This window comes from Lysobacter sp. H21R4, from assembly GCF_015277535.1.
In the GTDB taxonomy this organism is placed as follows: domain Bacteria; phylum Pseudomonadota; class Gammaproteobacteria; order Xanthomonadales; family Xanthomonadaceae; genus Novilysobacter; species Novilysobacter ciconiae.
This window is the reverse complement of record NZ_CP063772.1, coordinates 1,703,196-1,723,132: the sequence shown is the minus strand read 5'-3', so window position 1 is coordinate 1,723,132 and position 19,937 is coordinate 1,703,196. Positions and strand designations below refer to the sequence as shown.

Genomic DNA, 19,937 nt, shown 5'->3' with positions numbered 1-19,937 from the left:
AGGCAAATGGAAACGGCCGCCCGTGGCGGGCGACCGGACTTAACCGATCGGAGGTCGGTATCGACCCTGCAGCACCGGCGCCGCGTGGTCGGAGATCGTTTGGTGGTCGACCAGCACCTGCGGCGGGAGCGTCCAGGCCTGCGCCGGCACGGTGACGGTCCACAGCATCCCTGCCGGGCAGGCCGCGTCACACGACGAGCCCTCACAGCAATCCGCGGCCAGGGAATGGCTGTCGCAGGATGCACCGGAGCTGTCATGCACTGCCCGCTGCGCGTGACCAGCGCAGTCCTCGTGGTCATCCGTGGCGGACACCGCATCGGCCATGCCGACGTGCTGCACATGCATCTGCGTGGCAGCCACGGCGAGACCCGATCCATTGAGGATCAGCGCCAGGCAAAGCAGGACACGCAGTAGCAGGTGTGGGATTGGCATCGCTGTCTACTTTAAAGCAAAGAAATGACGCCGGCGCCGCCGCTATTCAGGCTGAACCGGCGGCAGGTCCGGCGCACCCTTGGGCACCGGGTTGGCCTCCAGGTCCTTGATGAGCGTCTTCATCTCGTCGATCTCGCGGACCTGCGCCTCGATGATGCCGTCGGCAAGTTCGCGCACACGCGGATCGCGGATGTGGGCGCGGCCGCTGGTGAGGATGGCGATCGAGTGATGCGGAATCATCGCCCGCATGTAGGAGACGTCGTCCACGGTCTCCTGGCTGCGGACCAGCCACAAGGCAAGCGCGAAAACGGCCACGCTGCCGACCAGAATGGCGACGTTGGTTGCGGCGCTCTCATACATCTTGAGCATGAAAAGAAGCATCACGATGGCCATGGATGCGCCCATGACGATCGCCATGTAAACGCGGGTCTCGCTGAAGAAGATGTGGTCGGTCGCGTAGGTGTTGAGGTACATCAGGATGAACATCACCACCGTGGACGTGGCGATCATGGCGCCGAACTTGATGTATTTGGACATGGATGATTCCCTCCGGGTGTGGGCGGGTTTGGTGCTGGCGGGCGTCAACCCATGCGGCAGGTTGAAATGCCCGTATCACGGACAGTGTCTCGCCCCAATCGGTTCGCATCCCGTGAAACCCCGCTGTAGCGAAACCGGCAAACCGCCGCATGAGTGGCCGAAAGTTCTCTGAGCCGGGCCGCGTCCGTACAATGGCCGTGCTGCAGCGCGCCTCCTCAGCCCGGATGGCGGAACTGGTAGACGCAACGGACTTAAAATCCGTCAGCCGCAAGGCTATCCGGGTTCGATTCCCGGTCCGGGCACCAACAAAATCAATGGCTTAGCGTTTTAGAGTTGCAATCCTGATTGTCCCGTGGGACAAATGCGGGACACAACCACCAACAGAAGCCAATGGCGACCATTGAAAAGCGCACTACCGGAACGGGCGGGACAAGCTACCGCGTCAAGGTGCGACTGAAGGGCGAGAAGCCCAGGACGCGAACGTTCAAGCGGCTGACCGACGCCAGGGCGTGGGCCGCGAAGGTGGAGTCTGACCTAGGCCACGGCGTGTTCGTGCCGACCACCGCAGATCGGCGGATCACCTTTGCCGACCTGATAGACAGGTTCATCGCAGAATACCTGCCGACGAAGAAGAACAACCGCGACAAAGCCGGGACGGTCGCGCTGCTGGCATGGTGGCGTGAGCAGTACGGCCACACGACGCTAGACCGGCTGAAGGCGCGCGTATTTTCAGAAGCTAAGGTGGAGCTGGCGAAGCGAACGAACCGTTACGGGGATCCCATCAGCGGGGCGACCATCAACCGCTACCTAGCCGCCGCCAGCGCCGTCTGCAAATGGGCGTGGAAGGTGGAAGGGCTGTTGCCGGCCAATCCCGTCCTGAGTGCTCCCAAAGCTGCCGAGAGTAACGGCGTGATCCGCTTCCTTTCCGATGATGAGCGTAAGGCGCTGTTCAAGGCGTGCCGGGAGTCTGCTGACCCGAACGTGCACCTGCTGGTCACGCTGGCGCTGGCGACCGGCGCGCGCTACTCCAACCTGCGATTCCTGCGCTGGGAAGATGTTGATCTAGTCGAGTGGGAGTTGGTGATTGAGCGGACCAAGAATGGCGAACCGCGACGCATCCCGGTAGTCGGCGGGGCGCAGGCGGCGCTACAGGCGCAACTGGAGCGCGACCCCACGGGAGATGGATGGGTGTTCAAGGGCCGCACCGACGCCGCCCCTGCGAACATGGACAAGCCATGGCGATTTGTTCGCGATGCTGCCGGACTGGAGGACTTCCGCTTTCACGATCTACGGCACACGACGGCCACCTATCTGACCGACTGTGGTGCGACTCTGGCGCAAGTCGCGGCTGCGCTTGGGCAGAGCACGCTGGTCATGGCGTTGCGTTACAGCCACCAGAACACCGATCACGTCCGGGCGACGCTTGCCGGCATCGCGGACAAGCTGGGGGATGAGGCATGAGCACCAAAGACGCAGGGCTTGAGTTTCCGATGCCAGACGACGAATACCGAGAGGTCGCTGCAAGCCAGAGGCAGTGGGTGCGGGAAATGGCGGACACGCTTGAGCGCGGAGAAACGCTGAGCAAGTTGGATCTGAAAGTTGCAACTGCAATCCTGCGCGGATGGGCGGATAACTTGCCCGACAAGCAAAGGCGCAAGGCCGGGCAGGCTCCGAGGATCAACCCGAGCGATATCGCACTGGAGTTTGAGGCGATGACGAGAAACCCGAATATCCCCACAAGTGCGAACGCAGCAAAAGAGCATTTGGCGGAGAAATATGGAGTAAGCGTAGAGGCAATCCGCGCCGCGCTGGCGAAGAAGGGTAAAGCCGCGACCGAGTTCATGGAGTTCTTTGAAGCCCACGGCGCCGTGAGTTACAAGCAAAAAAAATAATAGGTTCCTAGAGGCGTTTCCCGTAAACGCCCAACCTGACCACACCGCCCAATAGTGGGCATAAGTGAGGCAGGTAGAAATGAAGCGCAATCTGAAATCCGTTACAGACTTCGCGGCTGCATCGCCGTTCTCCGAGAACCAACTGCGCTGGTATATCTTCAATGAGCGCGAAAATGGTCTAGCTGACCACGGCGCGATTGTGCGAGTTTGCCGGCGCGTCTATATCGACACCGAGGCATTCGAGCGCTGGATTGACTCGCAGCAGGCGGTGGCGGCATGAGCTGGCTGTCACTTGCCGAGTATCGCGCTCTGCTGCGCGAGGTTCCAGATGCCGGCCTGGACATTGTGTTGCAGAGCCATCTGGATAGTGCCGAGGCTGAGGTCGCGGGCTTTATCGGGTTCGACCCCGAGACCGAGTTCGGCAGCGCACTGGAGATCCCCGCAGACCTGCGGACGGCGGCCTATCTGATCGCCCAATGCCACTCCGACCAACTGCCGGTTCCCGAGGCTGAATACCGCCGGGGCGCGGCTGATCGGATCCTGCGCCGGCACCGCCGGGAGGTGGGCATCGCATGAATCCACAAAAGCAAAATCCGCCGATCATGGCGGACTTCGCGGGCGTCGTTTCTGGCGAGAGCCGACACCCAGATCATGCCAGCCCCTACAACCAACTGCAATGGCGTCTTTCCGCCTTCGCGCTCGCGCTGGACGCGGTACTGCCCGACCTGACGTATCTGCAACACGTAGTCGAGTTGGCCGCGCGCGGTGGGCCGATGCCGGGCGATTGCCCGCAGCGACTGTATCGGCTCGCGTTGAAGATGTTCGACCTGCGGCAGGTGCTGGAAACCCCGTTGCCGGAGGTGATGAGTGGACGGTGACCGCCTGAGCTTGGAGGAACGCGCCCGGAAGGAATCTGGCGCTATCAGTGGAGCGGACCTGTTGCGCGACGTGTTCGATTACATCGGGCGTTTCGTCGCGTACCCGGACAACGAGGCGCAAGTCGCGCACACGCTGTGGATCGCGCACACGCATCTAATGGACGCATGGGATTCAACGCCCCGTCTGGCGGTGCTGTCGCCCGAGCCTGGCAGCGGTAAAAGTCGCGTGTTGGAAGTGACTGAGCTGCTCGTCCCGCGCGCCGTGGAATCCGTCAACGTCACGCCCGCCTATCTGTTCCGCAAAGTGGGAGATGAAGATGGTCGCCCGACCATTCTGTATGACGAGATCGACACCGTGTTCGGACCCAAGGCGAAGGACAACGAAGAAATCCGGGGACTTCTGAACTCCGGCCATCGGAAGCATTCGACCGCTGGGCGCTGTGTCGTGCGAGGCAAGGAGGTGTTCACGGAGGAAATCCCCGCGTACTGCGCCGTCGCGCTGGCGGGCTTGGGCGGACTGCCTGACACGATCATGACCCGCAGTGTTGTCATTCGAATGAGGCGACGCGCACCACACGAGGTTGTCGAGCCGTACCGGCGAAGGATCAACGGGCCGGAAGCCGAGCGCATCGGCGCAAAGCTGGCGAAGTGGTCACGGCAGATCGAGGGCGACGTGACAGACGTGTTTCCCGAGATGCCGCCCGAAGTCCAGGACCGGGACGCGGACGTGTGGGAGCCATTGATTGCCGTGGCCGATGCGGCCGGAGAGGAGTGGCCGGAGCTGGCGCGTGTAACGGCTGTAACGGCTGTAACGGCAAAATCCGAAGGCGGAGGGAGCTTGGGAATCCAGCTACTCCGAGACCTGCAAAGGATATTCGGAAGCGCGGAAGCCATGTCGAGTCACGATATCGTCAACCGATTGAACAGCTTGGACGAATCGCCGTGGGGAGATCTACGTGGGAAGCCGCTTGATACCCGGAGCCTGTCCTATCGTCTAAAGCAGTATCAAATCAGCCCGACAACTGTACGGATAGGGGGAGAGCCGATGAAGGGATACAAGCGCGAGAGCTTGCACGATGCGTGGAGTCGCTACCTGTCTCCGTCCCCGGATTCTGCCGTTACATCCGTTACAAGCGTTACACCGTTGGACGAATACCGGAAGGTATCGGGCGGATTCTGAAATGGATAGCGGTGGAACAAGAGGTTCCATCGCTATTTCCGCGCAAATCGGCGCAATCCAGCAACAGCATCAATAGTCGCCAAGTGTCGCCATATATCGCCAGTAATGTTGTTTGCCAGCACGTGTTTACAGTTGTAATTGATACGACGGGAATCCCAAATTCAACCCGGAGTTTCAATGCAAATCCAGACCATCCGCGAGCAGAAGTCTGCCGCCGTATCCGAAGCCCGCGCCATCGTGGCCGGTGCTGAGAAAGAGAACCGCGCGCTCACTGCTGACGAGTCCGCCAAGTTCGACACCATCAAGACCCGCATCACCGAGCTGGAGGCCGCAGAGAGCCGCGCCAGCTTCCTGAGCGAGCAGGAACGCAACATGACGGGCGAGCCGGTACACGGCGACAACCGGGGCGGCCTGGAGTCGCGCGTATCGCTGCTGAACGTCCTGCGCGCCGGGATGGAGGGCCGCGCGATTGCCGGTGCCGAGGCTGAGATGCACGCCGAGCTGGAGCGCCGTCACGGGCCTGCCAAGCATGGCGGCATCCTTGTGCCGCTGTCTGCACTGGAGAGCCGCGCAACCACAACCACGTCTGCCGGTGACCTGGTGGGCACCGATCACCGCGATGACCTGTTTATCGGGCCGCTTCGTAATTCACTGCTGGTCAAAAACCTGGGCGTTCGCACTCTGAGCGGGCTGGTCGGCAATGTCTCGATTCCGAAAGCCGGGGCCGGTCTGTCGGTTGGCTGGGTGACTGAGGGGCAGGCGCTGCCGGAATCCGACCTGGACTTCGACGCCGTGACCCTTACGCCGCACTTCGTCGGCGGCATCACGGAAATGAGCCGCGCTTTGATCTTGCAATCTAGTCCTGCGATCGAGCGGCTGGTACGTGATGACCTGAGCTTCGCGATTGCCCAAGCCGTGGACAAGGCGATCATTGCCGGAACCGGAACCGGCGGCGAGCCGCTGGGCGTGATGAACCACCCCGGGGTCCAGACTGCCGACCTTCCGACGAGTTGGGCGGACATTCTGGACATGGAACAGATGCTCGCGGCGGTCAATATCGATCCTTCCGGCTGGTACACGTCACCGGGCGTGCTGACTGAGCTGCGCAAGGTCCTGAAGGCGACCACCGCCGGCAGTGACTACATCGCCACCGCGCGCACCATCGGTGAGCTGCCGGTTGCATCCAGCAACGCGGCACCGGCTGCAACGGCCATCCTGGGCGACTGGAGCCAAGTCCTGCTGGGCCAGTGGGGAAGTGTCGAGATTTTGGTCAACGCTTTCGCCGAGGGTCCATACCGCCGAGGCGGCGTACTGGTCCGGGCATTCAACGCCGTGGACGTGGCAGTACGTCACGAAGAAGCGTTCGTGGTCGCACCTGACCCGACCCCGTGAAGAAGGAAGTCCGAGCCGCCGCTGGTGTGACCGCCAGCGGTCGGCGTCTAGTCGGATACGTTGCGCGCTGGGATTCCCCGGCGCGTATCGGCACGTTCACCGAGACGATCAAGCGGGGCGCATTCGCGTCAACGCTGGCATCCGGTGATGACGTGCTGGCGCTGGCTGACCACGACGCCGCCGCCGTGCTGGGCCGCACGAAGTCCGGGACGCTGACGCTGCGAGAGGACGAACAAGGTCTGGCGTTCGACTTGGCAATTCCCGACACCCAGAAGGGCCGCGACCTGCTGGCACTGGCAGAGCGGGGCGACCTGGGCGGCTGTTCCTTTGGCTTCACCGTGAACGAAGGCGGGGACCACTGGAGCGGCGACACGCGCGAGCTGCGCAGCGTTCGATTGCACGAGGTGAGCATTGTCCAGAGCTGGCCGGCCTACGGACAGACGAGCGTGGAAGCCCGCAGCCTGCGACCCGATGACCAACTGGCGCTGTTGCGCTACTGGCTGGAGACCGTCCAATGAAGTGGCCGTTCCGCAAGGCTGAGACCCGAGCCGATAACGACCCGGCGGACCCGAGCTGGCAGGCGCTCATCAACCCCGGCAGTCTGAGCGGGTCCGGGCAGTTCGTGGATGCGCGGTCTGCCGAGGGCATCAGCACCGTATTCGCTGCCGTGAACCTGATTGCTGGGACTGTGGCGAGTCTGCCGGTGCACGTGTTCCAACGCCTGGACAACGGCGACCGGGAACGCGCAACGGACCATCCACTGACCCGGCTGTTGGCATCGATGCCCAACGGCACCCAGACCGCGTTCGAGATGCGAGAGCAGATGACCGCGCAATGCCTGCTGTCGGGCAACGCCTATGCCGAGATCCGATGGAACCGGGCCGGCGAGGTCACGGAGCTGCTGCCGATCGCACCGGCAGACGTGACCGTGGTGAAGCTGCCCAATAACCGGCACCGCTATGACGTGAACACCGATGGCCGGATGCGCTCGCTGCTGGCTGAGGAAGTGCTGCACCTGCGCGACCGCACCGAAGACGGACTGGTGGGCCGCAGCCGCGTCCAGGTAGCCCGCGAGATGCTGGGCGGGGCACTGGCGCAGCAAGCCTACGGCAACCGTTCCTGGGCCAATGGAGCGCGCCTGTCTGGCGTGTTGCAGACCCCGCATCAGATGACTGACGAGGGCATCAAGCGGCTGGGTCTGTCATGGCGTGAGCAGTTCAGCGGAAGCGACAACGCGGGCAAGACCGCCATTCTCGAAAACGGTCTGGAGTTCACGCCGCTGAGCATGAGCAATGAGGATGCCCAGTTCCTGCAATCACGGCAGTTCACCGTCGAGGAAGTCGCGCGGCTGTTCAACATTCCGCCCGTACTGCTGGCCGACCTGCGCCACGCCAACTTCAGCAACAGCGTGGAGATGATGCGGCACTTCGTGACCGTGACCCTGCGCCCGTGGCTGACCCGATGGGAGCAGGCATGGCATCGCTCGCTGCTGGGTCCGGTGGGGCGTGGCCGGTACTACATCGAGCATTCCGCCGAAGGGCTGTTGCGTGGCGACTCCAAGCACCGCGCTGAGTTCTACAAGTCCGGCATCGAGGCGGGATGGATGCTGCCGAGTGAGGCACGACGCCTGGAGAACCTGCCAGCTATCGAGGGGATCGACGATGCGCCCGACGTATGACCGACAGAGCACCCGCTACCTGCACACGGGCAGCAAGCAATGGCGAGCTATCCGCCGCGCACAACTGGAACGCTTCCCGCTGTGTGAGGACTGCAACGAGCCGGCCAACGAGGTCGACCACAACACCGACGACACGAGCCGCAACGAGATAGGCGTCGACCTGTCGAGCATGTGCAAGCCCTGTCACTCGCGACGCACCGCAGCAAGGGAGCGTGGCTATGTGCCGCGCATCGTGGGCTGTGACGTGGACGGCTGGCCGTTGGACCCGAATCACCCGTGGAACAACGAATAAAAATCGCCAGAGGGATGAGCCTGTTGGCACGCCGCCCAAGAGTCACGTAATCGCTATGGCCGAGGATGAAATGAGACAACTCCGAAGTGACAGCGCATCAGTAGCGGTCCAAGCCGCCCAGAACGCCGCACAAGGCACGCTGAGCCCGCCTGACCACGTGACCCTGCCCGTTGACGCGCTGCCCTTCTGGGAGGCGCTGATACGCAACCGTCCACGGCACAAGTGGAACGATGCTGACCTCGCAACCGCTGCACTTCTGGCGGTCTCGCAGATGCAGGCGGTCGCCATGATGACGGACCTGGAGCAGTTGGCCGTGGTGGACAAGCTGGGCCGGCGCATTGCGATGCTGTCCCGGCTGCTACACGTTCACCCCGAGGCCACCCAAGGCCGCGCCCGTGAGCAGGGGAACGGGCTGGAAGTCGAGCGAGAGGCAGAGACCGCACACGACCCGCTGATACCGACCTTGCGCGCCGTATCGTGAGCCGTGCTGCCCGCATCATCGAGTTCGTGGAGCGTTACTGCCTTGTGCCATCCGGCGCCGGCGTAGGTTCCCCGATGGTGCTGGCTGAGTTCCAGCAAGAGTTCATCCGCGACGTTTACAACAATCCGCATGGCACGCGCCGCGCATACCTGTCGGTCGGTCGCAAGAATGGAAAGACCGGGCTGATTGCCGCGCTACTGCTGGCGCATCTGGTCGGTCCCGAGGCAAAGCAGAACAGCCAGATCGTCTCCGGTGCGATGAGCAGGGAGCAAGCCGCGCTGGTGTTCGACCTTGCCAGCAAGATGGTGCAGCTATCCCCGCGCTTGTCCCAGATCATCCGCATCGTGCCGAGCGGCAAGCGCCTGCTGGGTCTGCCGCTGAATACCGAGTTCCGGGCACTGGCTGCTGAGGGTCGCACCGCGCACGGTCTGTCCCCGGTGCTGGCGATCCTGGACGAAGTAGGGCAGGTACGCGGTCCCCGGTCGGACTTCGTGGACGCGATCACGACGAGCCAAGGCGCACACGCCGAACCGCTGCTGCTGGTCATCAGCACCCAAGCCGCCAGCGACGCCGACCTGCTGAGCGTCTGGCTGGATGACGCCATCGCCAGTGACGACCCGCGCATCGTCTGCCATTTGCACGCCGCCCCGGAAGATTGCGAGCTGACCGACGAGGCCGCATGGCAGGCCGCCAATCCGGCGCTGGGGATCTTCCGCAGCCGTGACGACCTGGCCGAACAGATGAGGCAGGCGCAGCGGATGCCGAGTGCTGAGAACGCCGCCCGCAACCTGCTATTGAATCAGCGTGTATCGACCGATAGCCCGTTCGTCTCGCCCGAGGTCTGGAAGTCATGCGGAGCCGAGCCGCTGCCCTTCACGGGGCCGGTGTATGGCGGTCTGGACTTGTCGGCGCGCACCGACCTGACCGCCCTGGTACTGGTGGGCAAGGTCAACGGCGTCTGGCAGGTCCGCAGCTACTTCTGGACGCCCGAACAAGGGCTGGTGGAACGCGCCCGCAAGGATCGCGCGCCCTATGACCAATGGGTGAGCGAGGGCTATCTGAGGACGACCCCCGGCGCGTCTGTGGACTACGGCCACGTAGCCGCCCAGATAGCCGAGATCGTGGAAGGTCTGGACCTGCACGCCATTGCGTATGACCGCTGGCGCATCGACCTGCTGAACAAGGAGTTCGACAAGATCGGTATCGAGCTGCCGATGCTGCCGTGGGGTCAAGGGTTCAAGGATATGGGGCCGGCGCTGGACGTACTGGAAGCGGAGCTGTTGAACGCTCGCATCGCACACGGGATGCACCCGGTCCTGACCCTAAACGCCGCCAACGCCACGGTCACGAAAGACCCGGCAGGCAGTCGCAAGTTGGACAAGAGCCGCACCACGGGCCGCATAGACGGGATGGTGAGCCTTGCCATGGCGATGGGTGTCGCCCAGACCGCAGACGCGCCCGCTGTGGACCCCTACGCCGAACGCGGCCTGATTTTCATCTGAGGAACGAACATGGCATTCACCGCGCAACAGTTGAACCACAAAATCACGTTCGAACGGCTGGAAACGGTCATCGACCCGGTGACGGGCTACCGCACCGAGGATTGGGTCGAGGTCGCCAGCGCGTTTGCCCGAGTCGATCCAATGCTGGGACGCGAGCGGCTGGCATCCCAGCAGATCACCGCGCAAGAGGTGACAAAGTTCACGACCCGCTACCTGTCCAGCGTCACCCCGGCAGACCGCCTGATCTACAACGGCGAGGAATGGAACATGCAGTCGATTGTCAACGTAGGCGGTCGCAACCGCGAGACGCTGATCTACGCAACAAAGAATTAGCGGGTATAGGCCGGATGGGGTCCCGCGTGATCGTCTTAGCCCCCCGGTGACGGATTAGCTGCGAGTGCCGTCTCATGCAAAACCGCAGCAGCAAGGGCGCTGTGACATCCGCGTTGCGGACCGGGGCAGTTCGACCGGAATCCACACGGCGTGACCTTGCAACCGGACTCCTCTGCTGGAGACCACAACGCCCCGGCACGGGTGATCCTGCCGGGGCGTTTCTTTGCTTAGCCGCCCACCGGGTACTTGGGCGCGCCGGTCGACTGATAGTCGTCGTGAGCTGTTAAAACCTCGTCCGCCCAAGCAAACGCATTTTCTACAATGCGTCGGCGATTTTCGTCGCCGATCATCGGGCTGGTCTGGTCTTTGATCAATGCGGGCAAAATTGCCACAGCTATCTGTAAGCGATCCATGCGATCTTCCGATTTGAACGAAGTCTCGAGCGTATCGCATCCGGTTCCAGGCAGTGAGGAGAGGCAGATCGTCATCCCTGACGACCCCGCGTGCGTGGATTACCGAGGGGAACGGCGTCACGCGTTGCCTTGGATGACAGCATCGCATCGGGCGCGGGGCAGGGGAGTAGGCCGGTTCCTCGTGACGCTGTAGGAAGTCTCTGAATCGAGTGTGGGACAAATTTGGGACACTGCCGCCAATATCCGGCCACAATCCAGCACAACCACCAACACCTAAACCATTGCTATCAATAGGTTCCCACACTTGGCAATGATGCCCGTTTGGGACTTAAAATCCGTCAGCCGCAAGGCTATCCGGGTTCGATTCCCGGTCCGGGCACCACGTGGCAGCGTCGGATGCGGCTTGCTGAACCGATGCCGGTGCCCAGGCAGCTGGACGATGCGAACATGGGCGCCATCCCCGACTCTCGCGATGCTGCCCATGTCCCGTTCCCGGTCTGTTTCCTGTGTGCTGGCTGCGCTCGGCGCGCTCGCGCTTCCGTTGCAGGCGTCTGCCTCACCTGCCGATGAGTCCTATGACGGCGCTGCTTTCGATCGCTGCGTCGCCGGGGTGCGGACGCAGGCGCTCGGGGCCGGCATAAGCGCGGCGGTGTTCGACCAGCACGTTGCTACCGTGACCCCAGACGTATCGGTGCTGCCGCTGCTGGACAGCCAGCCCGAGTTCAAGACGCCGATCTGGGACTATCTGGCGGGTCTTGTCGATGTGGAGCGCGTCCAGGACGGGCAGGCGATGCTGCGCGAGCACGCCGCCACGCTGAAAGGGGTCGAGAGCCAGTACGGCGTGGATCCGGCGACGGTGGTGGCGGTCTGGGGCGTGGAAAGCAACTTCGGCAAGACCTTCGGCAAGCGGCCATTGCTGACGTCACTGACTACGCTCTCGTGCATGGGCCGCCGGCAGCCGTTCTTCCGCGGCGAGCTGATTGCGACGCTGCAGATCGTCCAGGCCGGCGACGTGGCGGCGGACAAATTGGTTGGCTCCTGGGCGGGCGCCTTCGGCCACACCCAGTTCATGCCGTCCACCTACCGGCGCATCGCGGTGGACTTTGACGGCGACGGCCGCCGCGACCTGGTCGGCAGCGTTCCCGATGCGCTGGCGTCCACGGCCAACTACCTGAAGCGCTCGGGCTGGCGCACCGGTGAGCCCTGGGGCCACGAGGTGCGGTTGCCGGCCAATTTTGACGCGTCGGTTGCCGGGCGCACCTCGCGCAAGCCGCTCTCGTTCTGGACCGGGCGTGGCGTCACCCGCGTGGATGGAGCGCCGTTGATCGCATCGGACAAGGCGACGGCGCTCATGTTGCCGGCGGGCAAGTCGGGGCCGGCGTTCCTGGTGTTCAAGAACTTCGACGCGATCTACTCCTACAACGCGGCGGAGAGCTACGCGTTCGCGATCGCGCTGCTGAGTGACCGCCTGCGCGGGCAGGGTGGACTGGTCACTGCATGGCCGACCGATGATCCGGGGCTGTCGCGCCTCGAGCGCCGCGAGTTGCAGGCCTTGCTGCTGCAACGCGGCCACGATATCGGCGAGGTCGACGGCATGATCGGCAGCGCCAGTCGCGCCGCGATCAAGCTTGAGCAGGAGCGCCTGGGCATGAGCGCCGACGGACGCGCGGGGCAGAAGATCCTCCGCGCGCTGCAACGGGCGACCGGCGGCCCTGAGGTCGGCGCGCAGGGTTAAGCGCACCAAGGCATCAACCGGGTCTCCACCGCTGCCGGTTATCCTCGTGGCCTGACCTGAACCATCCGACCTGACCGGACCACCCGCATGCTGCGTTACCTGCCGTATTTCCTGAGCATCCTGTTGACCGTGCTGACCGGCCTGCTCGCCGTGCTGGTGGCACCGGGATGGGGCTGGGCGGCGCTGGTGTTTGGTTGCATCGCTGCATTGGGTACCGCTGACGTCCTGCAGCGGACCAGCGCGTTGCGGCAGAACTATCCGGTGATCGCGCACTTCCGCTACGGCCTGGAATCCATCGGTCCGGAGATGCGCCAGTACTTCATCCAGGCCGATACCGCCGAGGTGCCGTTCTCGCGCCTGCAGCGTGCACTGGTCTACCAGCGGGCGAAGTCGGTCAACGACACCCGCCCGTTTGGCACCATGCAGGACGTCTACGCCAACGACTACGAGTGGATCAACCACTCGATGGCGCCCGTGCCCCATGGCGATCCGAACTTCCGCGTGCTGATCGGCCCCAATACCGCGCAACCGTACCTGGCCAGCGTGTTCAACATCTCGGCGATGAGCTTCGGCTCGCTGTCGGCCAATGCCATCCGCGCCCTCAACAAGGGAGCGATGATGGGCGGCTTCTACCACGACACCGGCGAGGGCTCGATCTCGCCATACCACCGCGAACACGGCGGCGACCTGGTCTGGGAAATCGGGTCGGGCTACTTCGGCTGCCGCAATCCGGATGGCACGTTCAATGCCGAGCGCTTTGCTGCCAACGCGACCGAGCCGCAGGTCAAGATGATCGAGATCAAGCTGTCGCAAGGCGCCAAGCCCGGCCACGGCGGGGTGCTGCCGGCGGCGAAGGTCACGCCCGAGATTGCCGTCACCCGCGGTGTCGAGGCGGGGGTTGAGTGCGTGTCACCCGCGCGCCACAGCGCGTTCTCGACCCCGGTGGAACTGCTGCAGTTCGTGGCGAGGCTGCGCGAGTTGTCCGGCGGCAAGCCGACCGGATTCAAGCTCGCCATCGGCCATCCGTGGGAGTGGTTCGCGATCGCCAAGGCGATGCACGAAACCGGGTTGCTGCCAGACTTCATCGTCGTGGATGGCGCGGAGGGCGGCACCGGCGCGGCGCCCGCGGAGTTCATGAACCACGTCGGCGTGCCGATGCACGAGGCGCTGATGCTGGTCCACAACACCCTGGTCGGGCTGAACTTGCGCGACGACATCCGCCTGGGTGGGGCGGGGCGGATCATCAGTGCGTTCGACATCGTGCGCACGCTGGCGATGGGCGCGGACTGGTGCAACTCGGGGCGCGGCTTCATGTTCGCGGTGGGCTGCATCCAGGCCCAGAGTTGCCATACCGATCGCTGCCCGACCGGCGTGGCCACCCAGGATCCGGCGCGCTGGAAGGGCCTGGACGTGACCGACAAATCGATCCGCGTGCAGGGATTCCACCGCAACACGCTCAATGCCCTGCGTGACCTGCTGTGCGCGGCCGGCCTGAGCGATCCCAGCGAGGTCGGCCCCGAACACATCCTGCGGCGGGTTTCGCCCACCGAGGTGCGATCGCTGGCGGCGCTGTACAACTTCCTCGAGCCCGGCCAATTGCTGTCCGGCATCCCCGACCACGCCGTGTTCCAGTCCTACTGGGCGAGCGCGCGCAGCGACTCTTTCGACGCGCCGCAGCAGGTGATGTCGATGCGCGAAAGCAAGGCGCGCTGAGCGCCGTCAGAGGATCTGCAGCACGTTCTCCGGCGGCCGGCCAATCACGGCGCGCCCGTTGTGGACGAAGATCGGGCGCTCGATCAGGCGCGGGTGGGTTGTCATCGCCTCGATGATCTCGTCATCGGACTTGCCCGGATCGGCCAGGCCAAGCTCGGCGTACTCGATCTCCCCGGTGCGCAGCAACGCGCGCGGCGGCATGTCGAGCATCTCCAGCAGCGAGCGCAGCGCCCCGGCATCGGGCGGGTTGTCCAGATAGAGGACGACTTCTGGCTGGATGCCTTTTTCCTGCAGCAGCTCGAGGGTGCCGCGCGACTTTGAGCAGCGCGGGTTGTGGTAGAGGCGGGTGTTTTTCATGACATGGCTCTTTGAGACGATCGGAGGATCATCCTAGCGTCGCAGTCGTTGCGCCGACACCGGCTTACGTTCAATCCGTCCTTGCCCCCAACACCCGACGCCAGCGGAGGATCGGGCACAAAAAAGGCCACCCGGCAGGTGGCCTCTTGTACAAAATCTGGTGGGCGGTGCAGGGATCGAACCTGCGACCCTTGCCGTGTGAAGGCAATGCTCTACCGCTGAGCTAACCGCCCGAAATCCGTTGTCCGGATCATCCGGCCGATTATACGGCAGCCCTGAATCCGCGCAACCGTTGTGTTGCGCCGGGGATGCAGGCCGCGCTCCGCCGCGGTTTTCACATACCTCAGCGGGCAGGTGCGGCCATGACGCGCTCTTGCAGGCAACCCGCCGAACATGGGCCCTGCAGACCGGAGTGGCCGATGAGTGATGCCCCTGCGCCGAAGCCCACCTCGTCCGTCCGCATCGGCTGCGCGGGCTGGTCGATCCCAACGCGTGCGGCGCACCTGTTCGGTGCCGGGGACAGTCATCTTGAGCGCTACGCGACCCGCTTCGACGTGGTCGAGATCAACTCCTCGTTCTACCGGCCACATCAGGCGAAAACCTGGTCCCGCTGGGCGGACACGGTGCCATCGGGGTTCCGGTTTTCAGTGAAGCTGCCGCGGCAGATCACCCACGGGGCGCGGTTGGTTGGTGCGAACGCGTTGCTGGCGGCCTTTCTGGATCAGGTCTCGGGGCTGGGCACGAAGCTCGGCGGGTTCCTCGTGCAGCTGCCGCCGAGCCTTGTCCTCGACATGGGAGTGGCGGAGGCATTCTTCGGCTTGATGCGACAACGCGTAGAGGTGCCCATTGCGTGCGAGCCACGCCACCCGAGCTGGTTTGACGCCGAGGCCACGGACCTGTGGGAGGGTTTTTCGCTCACCCGCGTGGGCGCAGACCCGGCACGCGTGTCCGGAGCGGAGTCGCCCGCCGGCCCAAAGTCCGCGCGCTGGAGCTACTGGCGCCTGCACGGCTCGCCGCGCATGTATTACAGCAGATACGAAGACCCGGTGCTCGAGCGACTGGCGCCGCAGCTTCTGCAGCGCGGCAAGGCGACAGCGCCGACATGGTGCATTTTTGACAACACTGCTGGCGGCCACGCGGTGGAGGACGCGGCAAGGCTGCAAGAGCTGGTTTCCGGTGACTCCACCCGCTGACAGGAGAGGCCCATGCGTTACGAACTCTATTACTGGCCGCAGATACAGGGACGGGGCGAGTTCGTGCGCCTGTCCCTCGAGGAAGGCGGCGCGGACTACGTGGATGTCGGCAATGACGAGTCCGCGGGCGGCGTGGAAGCGGTGCAAGGCTGGCTGGAAGACGCTGCCGCGGTGCATCCACCGTTCGCGCCTCCCTTCCTCAAGGTCGGCGCCACCGTGGTCGCCCAGGTCGCCAACATCCTGCAATTCCTCGGCCCGCGTCTTGGGCTGGTCGGGGATAGCCCGGAGGATGCGTTGTGGACGCATCAACTGGAGCTGACGATTACCGACATCGTCGTCGAGGCGCATGATGCGCACCATCCGCTGGGCGCCGGCAGGTACTACGAGGACCAGAAGGCCGAAGCGGCGAAGCGGGCGCGTGAATTCCGCGAGCAGCGCATTCCCAGGTACCTGGGCTACTTCGAGCGCGTGCTCGCCAACAATCCGCAAGGCCCGGGGCACCTGGTCGGCGCGCAGCGGTCCTACGTTGACCTGTCACTGTTCCAGCTGGTCGCCGGCCTGCGCTACGCGTTTCCACGGGCGATGAAGCGGATCCAGAAAGACGTGCCGAAGGTGGTTGCGCTTGCCGACGCAGTCGCCGCGCGGCCCCGGATAGCTGTCTACCTGGAATCCGAACGGCGATTGCCCTTCAGCGAGGACGGCATTTTCCGCCACTACCCTGAGCTGGACGGCTGACGGGAACGCACGTGCGGCGACGGATCTAGTCCGTGGCCGCACCTTCACCCCCGAGGGGCGTAGGCGATCAGTGCGATGGCCACAATCGCCAGCGCAATCGCCAGGCGGTTCCAGCGGCTGGTCGGCTCGCGGAACACCGCGACACCCACCAGCGTTCCCAGCACCACCACGCCGATGTTCATCGCCGCGAACACCACCGCCGGGCTCTCGGGCAACGCCTGGTGCGCGCGCACGTAGAAGACGATGTTGCCGAAGTTGAGCAGTCCCAGCAGCAGGCCGGCGGCGAAGCTGGACCGGTCCAACCGCGCGGTTCCACGCGCATGGCGGGTTACCTGCCAGCCGGCCATCACCACGAAGGCCAGCACGAAGGCGACCTGCAGCGAGGCCATCGACGGCGTGCCCGACTGGGCGACAAGTTTTAGCAGCACGTCCACGCAGGCGAACCCCACCCACACGGTAAGAAGCGGCATCCACACCATCCGCCCGTTGCCGGCTGACGCGGGCCGCGCAAGGATGCCGGCCACGGCGACCAGTCCCAGCGCGAGCCCCACCAGTTTGACGACGCTGGCGGTTTCCCCGAACACGGTGAACGCGGCAACCAGCGAGAGCAGCAGGGAAAGGCGCTGGGCGACGTCGGTCCGCACGATGCCGGCCTGGCGCACGGCGCTGGCAAGCACCAAGAACAGCGACGGCAGCAAAACCCCCAGTCCCAGCAACACCCACCAGTGGCCGCCGGCGCTGCGCAGGCTGCCCAGGTCCGGGCGCAGCAGCAGCGCGCACAGCACCGCGGCAACCAGGTAGTTCCAGGTCACCATCTGGGCGACATCCAGACGCTTGCGCGGAGCAATTTTCAGCAGGACCGAGACGAGGACGCTGCACAGGACGCTGAGGCCGATCAGGTGCATGCGTGCGTCCGGTCCGAGCAGGAGACAGGGGATTTCATCGGCGACATTGTCGGTTCGGGCCGCCATTTCCGCCAGCACGCGCGTGCGCGGGTGGCGCTGGTGGTCCTGGCCGCCGCGCCTTCCGAACGCGCGTCGTGCCACCGGCTGCTATTCGCGCCAACCTGCGCGACAATAGGCGCTCGAGGCGACGCGCGTCTGCGCCCCGATCTCGCCATGCATCCCACGTGCCGCGCTGCGGCCGTCAAACCCCTTCCTCCACAGGAGCTGGACATGTTCAGCCATTTGCCGCTTTACGCGGGCGACCCGATCCTTTCGCTGCAGCAGGCGTACCTGGCCGAGACGCGCGCAGACAAGGTCAACCTCGGCATTGGCGCCTACCAGGACGCGAACGGTGCGATTCCCACGCTGCGCTCCGTGGCGGCGGTTCGTCCGCAGATCGCGGCCGATCTGGGCGCAACCCCGTACCTCCCGATTGCCGGATCAAAGACCTATCGCGACGCGGTGACCGAGCTGGTGCTGGGCAGTGATCGCTACGAAAAAGTGGCCGAGCGCGCGGTGGCCATCCAGTCGCTGGGTGGCTCGGGTGCGCTGAAGGTTGGCTGCGACATGCTCAAGCGCCACTTTCCCGATTCCGAGGTTTTCATCAGCGCGCCGTCGTGGCCGAATCACCAGGCCATCTTCGAGACGGCGGGGTTCAAGGTCGGCAGCTACCGCTATTTCGACGCGGCGACCAACGGCGTGGATTTCGACGGCATGCTGGCCGACCTGGAGCAGATGCCGGCTCGCAGCATCGTCATCCTGCATCCGGCCTGCCACAACCCGACCGGCGCGGACCTGACCCGCGCGCAGTGGGATGCGGTGGTCACGGTGGTCGCCGAGCGCGGCCTGCTGCCGTTCCTCGACATGGCCTACCAGGGCTTCGCCGAAGGCATCGACGCCGACGCCTACGCCGTGCACGCGATGGTCGATGCCGGCATCGCGCTGCTGCTGAGCGTGTCCTTCTCCAAGACCTTTTCGCTGTACGGCGAGCGGGTCGGTGCGCTGGTGGCGGTGTGCGATGACGCCGATGTGGCGCGCCGCGTGCTGAGCCAGATGGAGATGTCCATCCGCGCCAACTACTCCAGTCCGCCGACGTTCGGTGGCCGCATTGTCACCAGCGTCCTCACCGATGCCGGGCTGCGCAAGGACTGGAAGAACGAGGTCGAGGAGATGCGCTCCCGAATGCTGCAGATGCGCGAGCGGCTGCATGCCGGCATGAAGGCGCGCGTGCCGTCGCTCGATGTCGACTACCTGCTGACCCAGCGCGGCATGTTCAGCTACACCGGCCTCAATCCGGCCCAGGTCGAGCGCCTGCGCGCCGAGCACGCCATCTATGCGGTCGGGTCCGGGCGCATCTGCGTCGCCGGCCTGCGCGATGAGAACGTGGACCGGGTCGCCGATGCGTTCGCGCAGGTGATGGACGACCCGGGGGCGGGCTGATGGGCAAGCCGCGCGGACAACTCAAACTCGACGGGTTCAACCACCTCACCAAGTCGCTGAGCTTCAACATCTACGACATCTCCTACGCGGTGTCGGAGACCCAGCGCCAGCGCTACATCGAGTACATCGACGAGGAGTACGACGCCGACCGGCTGACCGAGATCCTGCTCAAGGTCGCCGACATCATCGGTGGCACCGTGCTGGACGTCGCGCGCCAGGATTACGATCCGCAGGGCGCATCGGTGACGATCCTGATGTCGGACCGTCCCGCCGCCGTGCCTCCGCCGGGGCGCGGCAGCACCGTGGGCCACATGGACAAGAGCCATATCACCGTCCACACCTATCCGGAGATGCACCCCGACAACGGCATCGCGACGTTCCGGGTCGACATCGACGTGGCCACCTGCGGGCTGACCTCGCCGCTGGAAGCGCTGGACTACCTGATCAAGCAGTTCGACTCGGACGTGGTGATCTGCGACTACCGGGTGCGTGGGTTCACCCGCAACGCCAAGGGCAAGAAGCACTTCATCGACCACAAGATCAACTCGATCCAGGAGTCGATCCACAAGCGCCTGCTGGACAAGTACGAGTGCCGCGACGTCAACGTGTACCAGGAGAACATCTTCCACACCAAGATGCACCTGAAGAATTTCAACCTGGACGACTACCTTTTCAGCGAGATGGCCCAGCAATTGTCGTTCCGTGAGCGCATGCGCATCGAGCATCTGCTGCGCAAGGAGATCATCGAGCTCTACCAGAGCTCGCCGGTCGAGTAGGGGTGCATACGCAGGCGTAACCGGGCAGGCGGCA

General features: G+C 64.4%; 24 protein-coding genes and 2 tRNA genes. 20 read left to right on the top strand and 6 right to left on the bottom strand.

The window, feature by feature from the left end:
* Positions 1-39: 39 nt before the first annotated feature.
* Positions 40-432: a CopL family metal-binding regulatory protein gene (locus INQ40_RS07835; protein ID WP_194339995.1), complete on the bottom strand. Its 393-nt coding sequence runs from the start codon at positions 430-432 to the stop codon at positions 40-42.
* A gap of 42 nt (positions 433-474) precedes the next feature.
* Entirely contained in the window at positions 475-969 is a 495-nt protein-coding gene (locus INQ40_RS07830) for a DUF305 domain-containing protein (RefSeq protein WP_194339994.1), read from the bottom strand.
* A gap of 218 nt (positions 970-1,187) precedes the next feature.
* On the opposite strand from INQ40_RS07830, the gene INQ40_RS07825 reads away from it, so the two are divergent.
* The 14 genes from INQ40_RS07825 (at position 1,188) to INQ40_RS07760 (ending at position 10,597) form a co-directional block, all read left to right on the top strand.
* Positions 1,188-1,274 (top strand) — tRNA-Leu (locus INQ40_RS07825).
* A gap of 85 nt (positions 1,275-1,359) precedes the next feature.
* Positions 1,360-2,430, top strand: a complete 1,071-nt coding sequence (locus tag INQ40_RS07820; RefSeq protein WP_194339993.1) for a site-specific integrase — start codon at positions 1,360-1,362, stop codon at positions 2,428-2,430.
* On the top strand, positions 2,427-2,861 hold the full coding sequence (locus tag INQ40_RS07815) for a hypothetical protein (protein ID WP_194339992.1): 435 nt from the start codon (positions 2,427-2,429) through the stop codon (positions 2,859-2,861). The genes INQ40_RS07820 and INQ40_RS07815 overlap by 4 nt, the downstream gene beginning before the upstream one ends.
* A 79-nt stretch (positions 2,862-2,940) precedes the next feature.
* Positions 2,941-3,141 carry a DNA-binding protein gene (locus INQ40_RS07810; protein WP_194339991.1) on the top strand — a complete coding sequence of 67 codons (201 nt, stop codon included), beginning with the start codon at positions 2,941-2,943 and terminating at the stop codon, positions 3,139-3,141.
* Entirely contained in the window at positions 3,138-3,437 is a 300-nt protein-coding gene (locus tag INQ40_RS07805; protein WP_194339990.1) for a phage gp6-like head-tail connector protein, read from the top strand. Before INQ40_RS07810 ends, INQ40_RS07805 begins: the two co-directional genes overlap by 4 nt.
* Positions 3,434-3,739 (top strand): hypothetical protein, encoded by a 306-nt coding sequence (locus INQ40_RS07800; RefSeq protein ID WP_194339989.1) that lies wholly within the window; start codon positions 3,434-3,436, stop codon positions 3,737-3,739. Before INQ40_RS07805 ends, INQ40_RS07800 begins: the two co-directional genes overlap by 4 nt.
* A 70-nt stretch (positions 3,740-3,809) precedes the next feature.
* Entirely contained in the window at positions 3,810-4,919 is a 1,110-nt protein-coding gene (locus INQ40_RS07795; protein ID WP_228482187.1) for a DUF3631 domain-containing protein, read from the top strand.
* Positions 4,920-5,096: 177 nt separating this feature from the next.
* On the top strand, positions 5,097-6,311 hold the full coding sequence (locus INQ40_RS07790) for a phage major capsid protein (RefSeq protein WP_194339987.1): 1,215 nt from the start codon (positions 5,097-5,099) through the stop codon (positions 6,309-6,311).
* Entirely contained in the window at positions 6,308-6,829 is a 522-nt protein-coding gene (locus INQ40_RS07785) for an HK97 family phage prohead protease (RefSeq protein ID WP_194339986.1), read from the top strand. Before INQ40_RS07790 ends, INQ40_RS07785 begins: the two co-directional genes overlap by 4 nt.
* Complete coding sequence (locus INQ40_RS07780) at positions 6,826-7,989, top strand: phage portal protein (RefSeq protein ID WP_194339985.1); 1,164 nt, start codon at positions 6,826-6,828, stop codon at positions 7,987-7,989. The genes INQ40_RS07785 and INQ40_RS07780 overlap by 4 nt, the downstream gene beginning before the upstream one ends.
* Positions 7,973-8,281, top strand: coding sequence for a hypothetical protein (locus tag INQ40_RS13060; RefSeq protein ID WP_228481960.1), 309 nt, complete (start codon positions 7,973-7,975; stop codon positions 8,279-8,281). Before INQ40_RS07780 ends, INQ40_RS13060 begins: the two co-directional genes overlap by 17 nt.
* 70 nt (positions 8,282-8,351) lie before the next feature.
* Positions 8,352-8,762, top strand: coding sequence for a TerS protein (locus INQ40_RS07770; RefSeq protein ID WP_194342480.1), 411 nt, complete (start codon positions 8,352-8,354; stop codon positions 8,760-8,762).
* Positions 8,759-10,264, top strand: coding sequence for a terminase TerL endonuclease subunit (locus INQ40_RS07765; RefSeq protein ID WP_194339983.1), 1,506 nt, complete (start codon positions 8,759-8,761; stop codon positions 10,262-10,264). The genes INQ40_RS07770 and INQ40_RS07765 overlap by 4 nt, the downstream gene beginning before the upstream one ends.
* Positions 10,265-10,273: 9 nt before the next feature.
* Positions 10,274-10,597: a phage head closure protein gene (locus tag INQ40_RS07760; RefSeq protein ID WP_194339982.1), complete on the top strand. Its 324-nt coding sequence runs from the start codon at positions 10,274-10,276 to the stop codon at positions 10,595-10,597.
* Between the two features lie 227 nt (positions 10,598-10,824).
* Here the strand turns inward: INQ40_RS07760 and INQ40_RS07755 are convergent, their stop codons facing one another.
* Positions 10,825-11,085 carry a hypothetical protein gene (locus INQ40_RS07755; RefSeq protein ID WP_194339981.1) on the bottom strand — a complete coding sequence of 87 codons (261 nt, stop codon included), beginning with the start codon at positions 11,083-11,085 and terminating at the stop codon, positions 10,825-10,827.
* A gap of 466 nt (positions 11,086-11,551) precedes the next feature.
* On the opposite strand from INQ40_RS07755, the gene INQ40_RS07750 reads away from it, so the two are divergent.
* Both INQ40_RS07750 and INQ40_RS07745 read left to right on the top strand, forming a co-directional pair.
* A complete protein-coding gene (locus INQ40_RS07750; protein ID WP_228482186.1) occupies positions 11,552-12,745 on the top strand; it encodes a lytic murein transglycosylase in 1,194 nt (397 codons plus the stop codon).
* Between the two features lie 87 nt (positions 12,746-12,832).
* The gene (locus INQ40_RS07745) at positions 12,833-14,458 is read left to right on the top strand and encodes an FMN-binding glutamate synthase family protein (RefSeq protein WP_194339979.1); all 1,626 of its coding nucleotides are present in this window, start codon (positions 12,833-12,835) and stop codon (positions 14,456-14,458) included.
* A 6-nt stretch (positions 14,459-14,464) separates the two neighbouring features.
* Here the strand turns inward: INQ40_RS07745 and arsC are convergent, their stop codons facing one another.
* Both arsC and INQ40_RS07735 read right to left on the bottom strand, forming a co-directional pair.
* Positions 14,465-14,815 (bottom strand): arsenate reductase (glutaredoxin), encoded by a 351-nt coding sequence (arsC, locus tag INQ40_RS07740; RefSeq protein ID WP_194339978.1) that lies wholly within the window; start codon positions 14,813-14,815, stop codon positions 14,465-14,467.
* 158 nt (positions 14,816-14,973) lie between these two features.
* A tRNA-Val gene (locus tag INQ40_RS07735) sits at positions 14,974-15,048 on the bottom strand.
* 186 nt (positions 15,049-15,234) lie between these two features.
* Here INQ40_RS07735 and INQ40_RS07730 point away from each other — a divergent pair.
* Positions 15,235-16,008 (top strand): DUF72 domain-containing protein, encoded by a 774-nt coding sequence (locus INQ40_RS07730; protein ID WP_194339977.1) that lies wholly within the window; start codon positions 15,235-15,237, stop codon positions 16,006-16,008.
* A 12-nt stretch (positions 16,009-16,020) separates the two neighbouring features.
* Positions 16,021-16,743 carry a glutathione S-transferase gene (locus INQ40_RS07725; protein ID WP_194339976.1) on the top strand — a complete coding sequence of 241 codons (723 nt, stop codon included), beginning with the start codon at positions 16,021-16,023 and terminating at the stop codon, positions 16,741-16,743.
* Positions 16,744-16,787: 44 nt separating this feature from the next.
* On the opposite strand, the gene INQ40_RS07720 is transcribed toward INQ40_RS07725, so the two are convergent.
* On the bottom strand, positions 16,788-17,648 hold the full coding sequence (locus INQ40_RS07720; protein WP_194342479.1) for an EamA family transporter: 861 nt from the start codon (positions 17,646-17,648) through the stop codon (positions 16,788-16,790).
* A 264-nt stretch (positions 17,649-17,912) separates the two neighbouring features.
* Between INQ40_RS07720 and INQ40_RS07715 the strand changes: the two genes are divergently transcribed.
* Positions 17,913-19,127, top strand: coding sequence for an amino acid aminotransferase (locus tag INQ40_RS07715; protein WP_305059681.1), 1,215 nt, complete (start codon positions 17,913-17,915; stop codon positions 19,125-19,127).
* The gene (speD, locus tag INQ40_RS07710; RefSeq protein ID WP_194339974.1) at positions 19,127-19,903 is read left to right on the top strand and encodes an adenosylmethionine decarboxylase; all 777 of its coding nucleotides are present in this window, start codon (positions 19,127-19,129) and stop codon (positions 19,901-19,903) included. The genes INQ40_RS07715 and speD overlap by 1 nt, the downstream gene beginning before the upstream one ends.
* Positions 19,904-19,937 lie beyond the last annotated feature (34 nt).